The 12,604-nt window shown below is 58.5% G+C and carries 10 protein-coding genes; 6 read left to right on the top strand and 4 right to left on the bottom strand.

What is annotated here, in order from left to right; all coding sequences use genetic code 11:
* Positions 1 to 49: 49 nt before the first annotated feature.
* On the bottom strand, positions 50 to 1,153 hold the full coding sequence (locus KFZ77_RS08995) for a cobalamin-independent methionine synthase II family protein (RefSeq protein ID WP_031522687.1): 1,104 nt from the start codon (positions 1,151 to 1,153) through the stop codon (positions 50 to 52).
* Positions 1,154 to 1,496: 343 nt separating this feature from the next.
* Between KFZ77_RS08995 and KFZ77_RS08990 the strand changes: the two genes are divergently transcribed.
* From KFZ77_RS08990 to KFZ77_RS08980, 3 genes are all read left to right on the top strand, one after another.
* Entirely contained in the window at positions 1,497 to 2,291 is a 795-nt protein-coding gene (locus KFZ77_RS08990) for a MerR family transcriptional regulator (protein ID WP_264386053.1), read from the top strand.
* 283 nt (positions 2,292 to 2,574) lie between these two features.
* Entirely contained in the window at positions 2,575 to 3,228 is a 654-nt protein-coding gene (locus KFZ77_RS08985) for an epoxyqueuosine reductase QueH (protein WP_031522685.1), read from the top strand.
* Positions 3,229 to 3,281: 53 nt separating this feature from the next.
* A complete protein-coding gene (locus tag KFZ77_RS08980; protein WP_264386052.1) occupies positions 3,282 to 5,069 on the top strand; it encodes a sensor domain-containing diguanylate cyclase in 1,788 nt (595 codons plus the stop codon).
* Positions 5,070 to 5,467: 398 nt separating this feature from the next.
* Here KFZ77_RS08980 and dcp read toward each other — a convergent pair whose 3' ends face one another.
* The gene (dcp, locus tag KFZ77_RS08975; RefSeq protein WP_264386051.1) at positions 5,468 to 7,513 is read right to left on the bottom strand and encodes a peptidyl-dipeptidase Dcp; all 2,046 of its coding nucleotides are present in this window, start codon (positions 7,511 to 7,513) and stop codon (positions 5,468 to 5,470) included.
* A 162-nt stretch (positions 7,514 to 7,675) separates the two neighbouring features.
* Between dcp and ydfG the strand changes: the two genes are divergently transcribed.
* The 3 genes from ydfG (at position 7,676) to ydfZ (ending at position 9,532) form a co-directional block, all read left to right on the top strand.
* Positions 7,676 to 8,425, top strand: coding sequence for a bifunctional NADP-dependent 3-hydroxy acid dehydrogenase/3-hydroxypropionate dehydrogenase YdfG (ydfG, locus tag KFZ77_RS08970; RefSeq protein WP_264386050.1), 750 nt, complete (start codon positions 7,676 to 7,678; stop codon positions 8,423 to 8,425).
* Between the two features lie 88 nt (positions 8,426 to 8,513).
* Entirely contained in the window at positions 8,514 to 9,200 is a 687-nt protein-coding gene (locus KFZ77_RS08965) for a GntR family transcriptional regulator (protein WP_031522677.1), read from the top strand.
* A gap of 128 nt (positions 9,201 to 9,328) precedes the next feature.
* Entirely contained in the window at positions 9,329 to 9,532 is a 204-nt protein-coding gene (gene ydfZ, locus KFZ77_RS08960) for a putative selenium delivery protein YdfZ (RefSeq protein WP_031522676.1), read from the top strand.
* A gap of 36 nt (positions 9,533 to 9,568) precedes the next feature.
* Here the strand turns inward: ydfZ and KFZ77_RS08955 are convergent, their stop codons facing one another.
* Both KFZ77_RS08955 and KFZ77_RS08950 read right to left on the bottom strand, forming a co-directional pair.
* Positions 9,569 to 11,035: a mannitol dehydrogenase family protein gene (locus KFZ77_RS08955; protein ID WP_264386049.1), complete on the bottom strand. Its 1,467-nt coding sequence runs from the start codon at positions 11,033 to 11,035 to the stop codon at positions 9,569 to 9,571.
* A gap of 175 nt (positions 11,036 to 11,210) precedes the next feature.
* Positions 11,211 to 12,584 (bottom strand): MFS transporter, encoded by a 1,374-nt coding sequence (locus KFZ77_RS08950; protein ID WP_264386048.1) that lies wholly within the window; start codon positions 12,582 to 12,584, stop codon positions 11,211 to 11,213.
* Positions 12,585 to 12,604 lie beyond the last annotated feature (20 nt).

Genomic DNA, 12,604 nt, shown 5'->3' with positions numbered 1-12,604 from the left:
ATGCACACTGTGCATCCCTTTTTAGTTCCTGCCGGTTACGCGCGCTGGCTTACCACACCTGCTCTGCGATGCGGGTGACGAGGCGCACCTTGTCCCACTGCTGTTCCGGCGTCAGGGTGTTGCCCTCTTCGGTAGAGGCAAATCCACACTGCGGGCTCAGGCAGATCTGCTTGAGATCGACATACTTCGCCGCTTCCTGCAGACGCGCTTTCACCCCTTCCGGATTTTCCAGCTCGCCGTTTTTGGTGGTGATCAGGCCCAGTACCACCTGCTGATGACCCGGACGGATAAAGCGCAGCGGCGCGAAATCGCCGGAGCGGTCATTATCGTATTCAAGAAAGAAGGCATCCACGTTGACGCTGCCGAACAGCACTTCCGCTACCGGCTCGTAGCCGCCTTCAGAGATCCAGGTGGAGCGGAAGTTGCCGCGGCAGACGTGCAGCCCGATGGTCAGATCGGCGGGTTTGCCCTCCAGCGCCTTGTTCAGCACGCGAGCGTAAGTGCGCGCCAGCTGGTCCGGGTCGTCACCGCGTTCGCGGATCTGGCGGCGCTGATCATCGGAGCACAGGTACGCCCAGACGGTATCGTCGAGCTGCAGATAGCGGCAGCCGGCGTTATAGAAGGCGTGAATCGCATCGCGCCAGGTGGTGGCGAGATCGTCGAAATACACATCAAGATCCGGATATACGCTGGCATCGATATCCTTGCGACCGCCGCGGAAGTGCAGCACGCTCGGGCTGGGAATGGTCATTTTCGGCTCGGCGTTACCGCTGATGCTCTTCAGGAATTTGAAATCTTCCAGCATCGGATGATCGCCGAAGCCGAGCTTACCGACGACGCGCACGCCGTGCGCTTTGGTCTGCACGCCGTTGAACTGAATCCCCTGCTGTGAATCGTAGCGCTCAACGCCCTGCAGGCCGTCAAAGAAATCGAAGTGCCACCAGGCGCGGCGGAACTCACCGTCTGTCACCACATGCAGACCGCAGTTGCACTGCTGCTCCACCACGTGGCGGATCTCATCGTTCTCAATCTGGCGCAGCGCAGCGGCATCGATTTCGCCGCGCGCAAACTGCTGACGCGCCGCTTTGATGGTATCCGGGCGTAAAAAGCTGCCGACTACGTCGGCGCGGAACGGGGCGTGCTGTCGTTGCATTCTTCTCTCTCCTGCCCTGCGCAGTAATTTAGCAGGGTGATAATTCACAGTCTGAATTTTAGACTTCTGGATGGCTATATGTCCAAAGAATGCCATGCACACGATGATTCGCCAAACGAAGAAAATTCATCATCCATGAATTTTCTTCATGTTGGTGGTCAGCGCCAGGCGGATAAAAGGCGTCATGATTGCGAATGAAAGCAGGCTATTAATAAATGTAGTTATTTTGCGAAACTATTAGCAAGTGAGGAACGTTCCCGGTATTTTTATGCCACGCAGTCGCTGCTCCTCCTCGTACTGAGGCCCGAACTTCCACCGCCCGTTTACCTTCGTCAGGAAATACATGGCCCAGTTTACTATCGAAATGCTTTCCGATCAGTGCGGTGTAAGTATACCTAACCTCCGCACCTGGCAACGTTACGGCCTGCTGAAACCGGCGCGCGATGGTAACGGGCGGCGCTTCTATGATTACAGCCACCTGATGCGTACGCAGATGATCGTGAAGTGGCTGGAACGCGGTATCCCGCTCACGGAAATCACGAAGCTGGTGAAGGGTGAACACGCCACCCTGAACAGCCAGTGGGCGCTGTATCAGGAGAGCCTCCTGTCGGCGCTGGAGAAGCCAACCAGCGATAAGCTACGGGCGCTGCTGCGCCGTCTGGGGCGGGAGTTGCCCGCAGGCTTGATGGTAGACAATATCATCGCCCCGCTGCGTCTGTGGTTGCAGCAAGGCCAGAATGCTACCCAGAACACGCGCCGGGTGCGGTTTGATACGCTGGTGCTGGAGTATATCACCTGGGTGCTACAGACGATGCGCAAGCGCCCCGCGGCCTCGCTGGTCATCATTCCGCTGAATATGAACGATCCGCTGGCGGTATGGCTGGAAGCGTTACGCTCTTCCAGCGAAGGCTTTCGCATTGAGGTGCTGTGCGAGGCGGTACAGCATCCGGAGCTGAAGATGTTCGTCGCTGAGCACTACATGCTCTACAGCGATCTCCCCCTGACGCCGCTCCAGGAGGTCCAGCTTCAGCAGTGGCAGAGCGAGGGCATGCCGCTGTTTTTCGCGGGCCGGGCGTTTCAGTCGCTTAGCACCTTCCCGTCTACGCTGTACAACGACGCGCTGGAAGATGTCGGCTGATGCCTTCTGAGCGGGATGACGGGCAAAAAAAACCGCCAGGGTAACCGGCGGCAATGCTTGCATGGATAGACTGTTTTATCTTTTATCGCTATGCGCATTTTCCTGGCGCATAACGGATCGCGTACCTACGCTAGCATCGTGATTCTTAACGGCGCTTAAACAACACGATCATTTATGCTTCACCGCGCTTTACGCCTCAGGCCATAAATTAAAGCCTTACCAGGCCCCTTTTTTCCTGGTAAGGTCAATAATAATTGTTAAGCAAACCGACTGAACTGAGATGATGACTGACGTAAAACGCCCGCAGCTTCAGCTGCCGAACAACGCACCAAAACTCCTGTTGCACTCCTGCTGCGCACCCTGCTCCGGTGAAGTGATGGAGGCACTGCACGCCTCTGGTATCGACTACACCATCTTTTTCTACAATCCCAATATTCACCCGGAAAAAGAGTATCTGCTGCGCAAAGAGGAAAATATTCGCTTTGCCGAGAAACACGGCGTGCCCTTTGTCGATGCGGATTACGACACCGATAACTGGTTTGAGCGGGCAAAAGGGATGGAGTGGGAGCCTGAGCGCGGCGTGCGCTGCACCATGTGCTTCGATATGCGTTTCGAGCGCACCGCGCTGTATGCCCACGAACACGGTTTTCGCGTGATCAGTAGCTCGCTGGGTATTTCACGCTGGAAAAACATGCAGCAGATTAATGACTGCGGCCAGCGTGCAGCAGCGCCTTATGAGGGCATGGTTTACTGGGACTATAACTGGCGCAAACAGGGCGGCTCCTCGCGCATGATTGAGATCAGCAAGCGCGAACGTTTTTATCAGCAGGAGTACTGCGGCTGCGTTTATTCGCTGCGTGACAGCAATCTGCACCGAAAATCCCAGGGTCGGTCGCTGATCAAACTGGGTAAACTCTATTACGGCGATGACGACTGAGCGCATTGCCGCTTTTGACTCTGAATACGCCTTTTTTCTGGCAGGAACCCTCTATGTTCTCCGGGTTGAACAAGCATCAAAGTAAAAAACTGGCAGCCGTAGAGCTGTTGCGCCAGGAAGACGGCACCCGCGATCGCACGCTGGGGGAATTTGCCCGTCTGGCAAAAAGCATCATGGGTGTGGAGGGGTGTTTCGTCACCGTCTTCGACAATAATTTCCAGTACATTAAGTTTGCGGAGAACGTACCGCATCTGCTGGAAAAAATGCCGGTGGATGAGGCGATGTGCCAGTATTCGGTGCTGACCTGCGAGCCGGTGATCTGCCAGGATACCCGCCTTGACGAGCGCTTTATCGATCATCCGCTGGTCCAGCGCGGGGTGGTGATTTTCTATGCTGCTGCGCCGCTGACCACCCGCGACGGCCTGGCGCTCGGTACCCTGTGCGTCAGCCACGCCTCCCCGGTGATGCCTTCACCCGAACGGATCGCGCAGTTTATTCAGCTGGCTGGCCTCGCCAGCGCCTGGCTTGATACCTGGTACTCGGTGGGCCGCATTGATGCGCTGACCGGGCTGCCGAATCGGCAGACGCTGCTCAAAGAGATGGATCGTCTCTCTTTCGCAGGAGTGGATGAACCGCTGGTGATGATGATCTTCGACTGCATCGACATTACCCGCGCCTACGAGTTGTCGCGCTATCTCGGGCTGGCGGCGGTGGAGAAACTGCTGCGCAACTTCGGGCCGCTGCTGCGTATGCGCCTGCGCCTTACACCGGATGTGCCGCTGTATGCCTTTGCAGCGGAGCGCTACGCCCTGCTGGTGAACAACAAGCTGGCACGTACCCTGATCAAACGTACCCTCGCCCTGCCGCCTACCCGGGCAAAAATTGCCGGTGATACCGAAATCCCGCTGCGCACGCATGCCGGTTACGCCAGTTTTATTCCTAACCAGGATTCCGGCCAGGAGGTGTTCCGTCAGGCGGTGAGCGCCCTGCATGAAGCAATTCGTCAGGGGAACACCGTTCAGGCGTTCGATGCGGTGCTGGACGGCAAGCGTAATGATGACTTCCGCCTGCTGTACGATCTCGGCGAAGCGGTAAAAAATGGCGGCGAGCTTTATCTGGTCTACCAGCCGAAGGTATCGCTGCATGACGGTCGCACCGTCGGGCTGGAAGCCCTGTTACGCTGGACCCACCCGCAGATGGGCGATATTCCGCCGTCAAAAATCGTTGCCCTCGCCGAACGTACCAGCCTGATGACGGCGATTACTGACTGGGTGACCGCCGAAGTGCTGCGGCAACTCATCTGCTGGCGCAGCGTGGGGATTATGCTTCCGGTCTCGATTAACGTAACGGTCAGCGACTTCTCGGCCCCTGGATTTGCCGACGCGCTGGAAGCAAAAGTGCTGGCCGCCGGGCTGACGCCAGCGGATTTGCGCATTGAGTGCCTGGAAACCGAAAAAGTGCTGGAGAGTGCAACGGCGTTGCAGGAGCTGGATATGCTTAAGCTGCGCGGTTTTAAAATCCTGCTTGATGACTTCGGCGCGGGCTACAGCAATATCAATTACCTGCGGCGCATTCCCATCGACATCATCAAACTCGACCGCACGTTGATAAGCCAGATCACCCGCGATACCGGCAGCCGGGTCATTGCCCGCAACGTCATCGTGATGCTCAAGGAGCTGGATTATCTGGTACTGGCGGAGGGGGTGGAAGATGCCGACACGGCGCGCCTGCTGAAAACCTTTGGCTGCGATGAGATTCAGGGTTACTTCTGCTCCCGCCCGATCCCTCCGGCGGAGATTGCAGGCTGGCTCGAACAACACGACCCGTTCTGCGGCATGTAAGCGTAACCGCCTGAGCTGAAATAAAAATTTATTTTAAGTCACCCAGGCCGCGCGGATACTCAGTTGTTACCGCTTACACTGATTTCCTACGAAATCATTAGTAGTATGAATGTATAAAAAACATGCTAATGTGAAGCTTCAATAGTACAGCCTGGAGGGGTTATCCCCAATTTAAAATTTGTCTGTCCTGTCTGTAGCAGCACGGGTTTTCGTTTTACCAACGCCTGTACGGACAAAAATCATCCCCACGGAGCCGTCTGCTCAGTGTGTGGAACCCGGGTTACGGCTCGCGCCTGCCTTGCTAAAAAACGGCATGCTTCCAGAACCACCCTATAAAACAGAGGCCAAAGCCTCTGTTTGTCTTTAGAGGCCGGGATAATACCCGGCCCGATGCCCCGTCAGTCACGTAATCCCCGATTTTTCAGCATTGGCTCGATCTTTGGATCGTGGCCGCGCCAGTCGCGGTACAGCGCCTCAAGATCTGAAGTATTGCCGCGCGACAGGATTGCGTCGCGGAAGCGCTGTCCGTTTCCCTCATTCAACCCGCCCTGCTCGACAAACCACTGATAGCCGTCATCGGCCAGCATCTGCGTCCAGAGATAGGCGTAGTAGCCCGCCGCGTAGCCACCGCCGAAAATGTGCGCGAAATAGCTTGAGCGGTAGCGCGGCGGCACTGCTTCCAGCAGCAGGTTTTCCCGCGCCAGCGAAGCGGTTTCAAACCAGGTAACGTCCTTAATGCTCTGTCCGGCATTAATGCTGTGCCAGTTCAGGTCGAGCAGCGCCGCCGCCAGCAGTTCGGTCATGTCGTAGCCCTTGTTGAACTGCTCGGAGCGGAACAGCTTCTCGCGCAGCGCCTCCGGCATCGGCGCGTCGGTCTGGTAGTGGCGGGCGTAGCGGGTGAACACTTCCGGGTGGCTGGCCCAGTGCTCATTGATCTGCGACGGGAACTCAACGAAATCACGCGGGGTATTGGTGCCGGAGAGGCTGGCGTAGCGCGTGTTGGCAAACAGGCCGTGCAACGTGTGACCAAATTCATGGAACAGCGTGATAACGTCATCCCATGATATCAACGCCGGTGTACCAGGGGCGGGTTTCGGGTAGTTGCAGACGTTATAGATCACCGGTTCGTTGCCGGTAAGCGTAGACTGCTCAACGAAGTTACCCATCCATGCCCCGCCGCTTTTGCTTTCCCGGGCGAAGAAATCGCCGTAGAACAGCGCCAGGCCTCGCCCGTCCTTATCAAAAATTTCCCAGGTGCGCACATCGTCATGATAGCGCGGGATGTCGAAGCGCTCGACGAAGCGAATGCCAAACAGGCTGCTGGCCGCCCAGAACACGCCGCGGGTCAGGACGTTATCCAGCTCGAAGTAAGGTTTGATCTCGTTTTCGTCGAGGGCATATTTTTCGCGGCGCACCTGTCCGGCGTAGTAGTTCCAGTCCCAGGCCCGGACGCTGAAATCCTCGCCCAGGCGATCGATCACCTGCTGAATATCTTCCCGCTCGCGCTCGGCACGGGCGCGGGCCGCCGGAGCAATGTTGCGCATAAAACGCTGGGCGGCCTGGGGCGTTTTCGCCATCTGATCGGCGATCTTCCAGCTGGCATAGTCATTGAAGCCCAGCAGTTTCGCCTGCTGCGCCCGGAGCTCCACCAGACGCAGCACCAGCGCCCGGGTATCGTTGTCGTCGCCGCGCTGCGCACGCTCCCAGGCGGCATTAAACAGGGTTTCCCGCGTGGCACGGTTTTCCAGGGCTGCCAGCGCTGGCTGTTGGGTGGTGTTGAGCAGCGGCAATACCCAGCGCCCTTCCAGGCCGCGCGCCCGGGCGGCTTCCGCAGCCGCCGCGATCTCCTCCTCGCTCAGCCCGGCAAGCTGCGCCACGTCATCCACCACCAGCGCACCGGCTTTATTCGCCGCCAACAGACGGTTATTGAACTGGCTGGTCAGTTGCGCAGCCTCTTTATTCAGGGCTTTCAGCTGCGCCTTCTGCTCATGGCCGAGGCGCGCCCCGGCCAGCATAAAGCGCTGCCAGAGGGTTTCGACCAGCCGCAGCGACTCGGCGTCCAGCCCGAGGCGGTGACGCGTCTGATATACCGCATCGACGCGCACAAACAGCGGCTCGTTGAGGTAGATATCATCTGCCAGCTCCGCCAGTTCAGCGCTGAACGCTTCGTCCAGCGTTTGCAAATTATCGTTAGTGTGCGCGGCGGTCATGGCAAAAAACACGGCGGTGACGCGGCTCAGCATGCGCCCGCTGTTCTCCAGCGCCAGCACGGTGTTGTCGAAGTCCGGTGCGGCTGTGTTAGCCACAATGGCGGCAATCTCCTCGCGCTTGATGCGCACCGCTTCATCGAACGCCGGACGGTAATGTTGATCGGTTATCACATCAAAACGGGGGGCCTCGTAAGGCAGCAGGCTGGTCTCAAAAAACGGATTCTGTGCGGACATCGTCGGCTCCGGTTAGGTCATCATGACAATCCTCTAGCTTATGCAACGATGCCCCCTCCGGCAATGGGCAGGCGGGAAACAGGCTGATACGTATCCAGGTTCCCTGAAAAGCAGTGAGCGTGCTAAGGTAATACAACACAAAAAGCGTTGAGGAACAGTGAGATGATTATATTAGTTACCGGAGCCACCTCCGGGTTTGGCGAACATATCACCCGTCGCTTCGTAAAAAATGGTCATAAGGTTATCGCGACCGGCCGCCGCCAGGAGCGTCTGCAGGAGCTGAAGGACGAACTGGGCGACGGCATTCACACCGCGCAGCTCGACGTGCGCAACCGCGCTGCCATTGAGGAGATGCTGAGCGCCCTGCCCGCTGAGTGGCAGGCAATTGATATCCTGGTCAACAACGCAGGCCTGGCGCTCGGTCTGGAGCCAGCCCACAAAGCGAGCCTCGAAGACTGGGAAAACATGATCGACACCAACAACAAAGGGCTGGTGTACATGACCCGCGCGGTGCTGCCGGGCATGGTGGAGCGTAATCGCGGCCATATCATTAACATTGGCTCCACCGCAGGCAGCTGGCCTTACGCGGGCGGCAACGTCTACGGCGCAACCAAAGCCTTTGTGCGCCAGTTCAGCCTGAACCTGCGTACCGACCTGCACGGCACCGCGGTGCGCGTCACCGACATTGAGCCGGGCCTGGTGGGCGGTACCGAGTTCTCCAACGTACGTTTCAAAGGTGATGATGCCAAAGCGGGTAAAACCTACGAGAACACCAGCGCCCTGACGCCGGACGACGTCACCGAGGCGGTGTGGTGGGTGGCGACGCTGCCAGCGCACGTCAACATCAATACCGTGGAAATGATGCCGGTCAGCCAGTCCTTTGCCGGGCTGAACGTCCATCGCGGCGAGTGATCCTCCCGCCCGGCCTGCGGGCCGGGTATGGGCTGACCCGCCAAAAGGTGATAGATTACGCGCATACCCGCTTAAAAAGTAAGAAATAATGGCCGCCGAAACGCAACTCAATCCCACCCAACCGGTTAACCAGCAAATCTATCGTATTTTACGACGTGATATCGTGCACTGCCTGATCCCACCGGGAACGCCGCTGTCGGAAAAAGAGGTGTCGGTACGGTTCGACGTGTCGCGCCAGCCGGTGCGGGAAGCGTTTATCAAGCTGGCTGAAAATGGACTGATTCAGATCCGCCCCCAGCGCGGCAGCTACGTAAATAAGATCTCCCTTTCCCAGGTACGCAACGGCTGCTTTGTGCGTCAGGCGATTGAGTGCGCGGTAGCTCGGCGTGCGGCGTCGTTGATTGACGATGCCCAGTGCTACCAGCTGGAGCAGAACCTGAACCAGCAGCGGATTGCCATTGAGCGCAAGCAGCTTAACGATTTCTTCCAGCTCGACGATGAGTTCCACCAGCGCCTGGCCCAAGTGGCAGACTGCCAGCTGGCCTGGGACACCATCGAAAACATCAAGGCGACCATTGACCGCGTGCGCTATATGAGCCTCGATCACGTCTCGCCGCCCGAGATGCTGCTGCGCCAGCACAACGATATTTTCCTCGCGCTGGAAAAGCGCGACGGCGACGCGGTAGAGCACGCCATGACGGTCCATCTGCAGGAGATCAGCGAGTCGGTGCAGCTGATCCGTCAGGAAAACCGCGAGTGGTTCAGCGAAGAGTAGCCTGCTGCACAGCGTGATATTCATCACACAAATCCATCAGATTTTGATCGAGGTTAAGGTTTTCTGCGGTCGCGTTTTTACACTTTACAGCGTCTGAATTTTTATCGCTGTTCAGAGGAGAAACCACCATGAGAACTTACGACCGTAACCGCAACCCGATTTCCACCGGCAGCCGCGTGATGATTAGCGGCAGTGGCCAGACCGGCGTTATCAAAGCTATTCACGCCGACGGCCTGAGCGCAGAGAAAGTACGCCGTGAAAAAACCGTGGAAGTGGAAGGGTGCGACGGGCAGTATGCCCCGGTTGAGCTGATCCGGCTTGGTTTGCACTAAAGGAAACGTGCCGCCTTAGGGCGGCACCAATGTTTGTTACGCTACCCGTTCAGCGTAAGCCGCCACCGTTGCTTTCGCCCCCTTCTCGCACAGCATCAGATACGCCTGGGTGACCGCCGCGGTAAACGCCGCATCTTCAGGCAGCTCGTTACCGAATATCGCCTCAATCCCCAGTAACGCCTTCACCCGCGCTGCGCCGTCGTCGCTACGCTCAACCGCCTGCTGAATAACCGGCAGCAGCGGATCGCTGACGTCAATGGCTTCTCCCTGCTCGTCCACACCGCCCACGTAACGCATCCAGGCCGCAATCCCCAGCGCCAGTAGATCGAAGCGGCTGCCGTGTACACGATGCCAGCGCACCGAATCGAGCAGGCGCTGGGGCAGCTTCTGGCTGCCGTCCATCGCGATCTGCCAGGTGCGGTGGCGCAGCGCCGGGTTGCTGTAGCGCTCAATCAGCAGGTCGGCATAGCGCGCAAGATCCACGCCTTTCACCCGCAGCGTTGGCGCCTGCTCGTTCAGCATCAGCGCCCGCGCAGCGCGTCTGAAACTCGTATTTTCCATGCAGTCGTTGATGTGCTGATACCCGGCCAGGTAGCCGGTGTAAGCCAGAAACGAGTGGCTGCCGTTCAGCATGCGCAGTTTCATCTCTTCGAACGGGATGACGTCGGACACCAGTTCCGCCCCGGCCTTTTCCCACGCCGGACGCCCGGCGACGAAGTTATCCTCAATCACCCACTGGCGGAACGGCTCGCAGGCCACCGCCGCCGGGTCGCGCACGCCGGTAAGTTGCTCAATTTTCTCCAGCGTCTGCGGCGTGACGGCCGGGACGATGCGATCCACCATAGTTGACGGAAAAGTCACCTTATCGGCGATCCATTGCGCCAGCGCGGCGTCGCGCGCCGCGGCAAAGGCCAGCACCACGTTTTTCAGCACGTGACCATTTTCCGGCATGTTGTCGCAGGACATGACGCTGAACGGGGGCAGCCCCGCCTCTCTACGCCGCGCCAGCGCTTCGACGATCACGCCCGGAGCCGACCCCGGCCGCTGCGGATGCTGCAGGTCGGCGACAATCAGCGGATGATCCAGCACCAGCTGCCCGGTAGCCGGCGCATGGCAGTAGCCTTTCTCGGTAATGGTGAGTGAGACGATAGCCACCTGCGGCTCGCACAGCGCGTCAAGCACCACCTCCAGCCCGTCCACTCCGGCGTGCAGCGCCCTCTTCACCACTCCCACGACGCGCGCATTCCAGCCATCGGCCGACATCTCTGCCACGGTATAGAGATTGTCCTGAGCGCGCAGATCGGCGATCTGCTGCTCGCCGCCAATCAGATTGACTTCGCAGTAGCCCCAGTCGCTGCCGTGCTCTGCGGCGAGCATATCGGCGTAGAGCGCCTGATGCGCTCGGTGAAACGCGCCGAAGCCGAGATGAACGATGCGCGGGACCAGCGCGTCACGCGAGTAAGTCGGGGTCACAGCCCGAGCAGAAAGTAGTTTATGTGCCATAGAAGAGACTCGTCTCAGGAAATAAAACAGTGGTTCAACAGATTACGTCTTGCGCCGCCAGCGATGTTGACCTGCGACAGGATCTGCTGACTACCTTGACTAGAATGGTAACCGGATGTGTCAAAAAAACGCCTGCGGTCAGGCAGGCGTTGAGGTTAAGATAATGACAAGCATATCAGACGTAATGCCCCACCCGCTCCGTCGCTCGCGCGGCAGGCTCTGCGGCATCCTCCAGCACATTCAGGTCGCGGTCGCGCACTTCCGGCATCAGCAAGGCCGAGGCAAGGCCAATCAGCGAGTAGACAATAATCATGGCGACGATGGGTAACCAGCTGCCGGTCATGTTGCAGAGAATGCCCGCCACCAGCGGCCCGAAACCTACCGCCACCAGACCACCCACCTCTTTCGAGATAGCCATGCGGGTGAAGCGATTTCGCGCGCCGAACATCTCCGCCATCGTGATGTTTTCCAGCGCAAACAGCCCCAGCACCGCGAAGTTATGGATAACGATGATTGAGAGCATGATGGTGCCGGGGGCGTAACTCTTATCGACAATAATCGACAGCATCGGGTACGCCAGGATAATCGCCGAGATATTCAGCAGAATATAGGGCACGCGCCGCCCGTATTTATCCGACAGCCAGCCGAGCAGCGGAATGGTGATGAAGCCAATAAACGAGCTGATCATCAGCGCATCGGTAGGAATGGCCTTATCAAACAGCAGGGTCTGCACCAGATAACCGGCAAGGAAGGTCTGGATCAGCCCGGAGTTACCGGCCTGGCCGAAGCGCAACCCGGTTGCCAGCCAGAAGGATTTACTGGTGAACATCGCCCCGAGCGTGGTTTCACGCGGTTCGATCTGCGCCGGGGCTTTATCGCCGTCGCTGACCTGTTCAAACACCGGGCTTTCTTTCAGGTTCATACGCAGCCAGATGGCGAAGATCATCACCACCACGCTGGCGAGGAACGGCACGCGCCAGCCCCAGGCCACCAGCTCTTCGCGCTCCAGCACAAAGAACATCACCGCCCAGATGGCGGTCGCGCTCAGGGTGCCGCAGTTGGTGCCCATCGCCACCAGCGAGGAGATAATGCCGCGACGGCCTTTCGGCGCGTACTCGGCCAGCATGGTGCCGGCCCCGGAGATCTCCGCTCCGGCGCCCAGCCCCTGCACGATGCGCAGCGTCACCAGCAGGATTGGCGCGAAAATACCGATCTGGGCGTAGGTGGGCAGCACGCCGATCAGCGTGGTACAGATCCCCATCATGGTGATGGTAATAAACAGCACTTTTTTGCGGCCTATGCGGTCGCCCATCTTGCCAAAAATAAATGCGCCAACGATACGGGCGATGTAGCCCGCGCCGTAGGTGCCCATCGCCAGGATCAGCGCCATTGCGGCAGACTGTTCCGGGAAGAATATTTCATGAAACACCAGCGCCGCGCCCAGCGAATAGAGCTGGAAATCCATAAATTCAAGGGCGGTACCCAGCCAGCCCGATACGGCGGCTTTAACCAGGTCTGAGGTCGATCTCTCGGCTTTTACTTGCGTCATAATGGCTATCTCTGCAAAGG

The organism is Siccibacter colletis (assembly GCF_025914095.1).
GTDB lineage: Bacteria > Pseudomonadota > Gammaproteobacteria > Enterobacterales > Enterobacteriaceae > Siccibacter > Siccibacter colletis.
This window is presented reverse-complemented; position numbering and strand designations above follow the sequence as displayed.

Coding starts and splice junctions, on each gene's coding strand:
- KFZ77_RS08980 (WP_264386052.1), top strand. CDS start 3,282: ATGTTCTCCGGGTTGAACAAGCATCAAAGTAAAAAACTGGCAGCCGTA.
- KFZ77_RS08965 (WP_031522677.1), top strand. CDS start 8,514: ATGGCCGCCGAAACGCAACTCAATCCCACCCAACCGGTTAACCAGCAA.
- KFZ77_RS08955 (WP_264386049.1), bottom strand. CDS start 11,035: ATGGCACATAAACTACTTTCTGCTCGGGCTGTGACCCCGACTTACTCG.
- ydfZ (WP_031522676.1), top strand. CDS start 9,329: ATGAGAACTTACGACCGTAACCGCAACCCGATTTCCACCGGCAGCCGC.
- ydfG (WP_264386050.1), top strand. CDS start 7,676: ATGATTATATTAGTTACCGGAGCCACCTCCGGGTTTGGCGAACATATC.
- KFZ77_RS08990 (WP_264386053.1), top strand. CDS start 1,497: ATGGCCCAGTTTACTATCGAAATGCTTTCCGATCAGTGCGGTGTAAGT.
- KFZ77_RS08985 (WP_031522685.1), top strand. CDS start 2,575: ATGACTGACGTAAAACGCCCGCAGCTTCAGCTGCCGAACAACGCACCA.
- KFZ77_RS08995 (WP_031522687.1), bottom strand. CDS start 1,153: ATGCAACGACAGCACGCCCCGTTCCGCGCCGACGTAGTCGGCAGCTTT.
- KFZ77_RS08950 (WP_264386048.1), bottom strand. CDS start 12,584: ATGACGCAAGTAAAAGCCGAGAGATCGACCTCAGACCTGGTTAAAGCC.
- dcp (WP_264386051.1), bottom strand. CDS start 7,513: ATGTCCGCACAGAATCCGTTTTTTGAGACCAGCCTGCTGCCTTACGAG.